The following is a 1,215-nucleotide window of genomic DNA, read 5'->3' on the forward strand; positions in this document are numbered from 1 at the left end:
CCGAACCAGGCGCAACGAACACGAACCGGGCAAGAAGAAACAACGCGAGTTCACGCAGGCGGATGTCGAGCAGGCGATCACGGATCTTGCCCAGCGTAGACAGGTGCAGCAATCGCCCCAAAAACCTGGCCGGCGGTCTGCAGGCAGCAGTGGAACTGACGCAGACACCCTTCCCGCTCAGGATCCGTCCTTCGATACCGTACAGGCTTCAGACGCATGAAAGACGAATCCTGAACCTGCTAAACCCGGACATTTGAACTTGGCCGGGAAGCGGACATCTGTATCTGGCCATGACATAGGTGTTACGGCTTTTTTGAAATGTCGGGTTCTGGCTCATTAGAAATGTCCGATTCCTGCCCTGGTTGACGCGCACGCTCGCGTGAGGCGTCGACCAGGGGCGAACCATGAACGGACGTGAGCTGATCACGGCAAGCATGCGCGAACTCGAGCGGGTCAAGGTCATCGAGGCGGTCATTGAAGGCCGCCTGCGATGTTTTCAGGCGGCTGAGCGCCTGCAGCTCAGCGAGCGGCAGATCAGCCGGCTGTGCCGGCGCTATGAGGCCGCAGGCCCGGCTGGGCTGGTCTCGGCCAGGCGCGGGCGGCCGAGTAACCGCGAACTGTCCGTCGATCTGCGGGCCCGGGCCATGGCGCTGGTACGTGAACGTTACGCCGATTTCGGGCCGACGCTGGCCTGCGAGAAGCTCGCTGAATGCCACGGCATCGGGCTGGCAAAGGAGACCGTACGTCGATGGATGCGCGATGCGGGCCTGTGGATTCCGCGCGCGCAGCGTCCGCCGAAGGTCTACCAGCCGCGGGCCCGACGCGCGTGCCTGGGCGAACTCGTCCAGATCGACGGCAGCGATCACCGCTGGTTCGAGGAGCGCGCACCGGCCTGCACGCTGCTGGTGTACGTGGATGACGCGACGAGCCGCATCATGCACCTGCACTTCACGCAAACGGAGTCGACCTTCAGATACTATGAGGGACAGCCCGCGTAAGCCCCCAGGAGTAAAACGGTTTGTCTGGACCGTTTCCCGGAAGGAGCACGCAAATGGACGCACCCGAGAGAACCCTGCACGCACAGGACACCGCGATCACCTGCAGGCTGTTTGTCGCCTTTGAATTGGGCGAAAAGAACTGGAAGCTGTCACTCGGTGATGGCGTACGTGCTCCCAGCCGTTGCACGGTAGCGGCCGGCGACACCGCTTCCGTCCT

The 1,215-nt window shown here is 62.7% G+C and carries 2 pseudogenes; both read left to right on the forward strand.

The window, feature by feature from the left end:
* A pseudogene (locus E1N52_RS44720) lies at positions 1–220 on the forward strand (ISNCY family transposase); the annotation flags it as partial.
* Positions 221–404: 184 nt separating this feature from the next.
* Positions 405–983 (forward strand): annotated as a pseudogene (locus tag E1N52_RS43785) (ISNCY family transposase); the annotation flags it as partial.
* Positions 984–1,215 lie beyond the last annotated feature (232 nt).

It is taken from the genome of Paraburkholderia guartelaensis, assembly GCF_004353905.1.
GTDB lineage: Bacteria > Pseudomonadota > Gammaproteobacteria > Burkholderiales > Burkholderiaceae > Paraburkholderia > Paraburkholderia guartelaensis.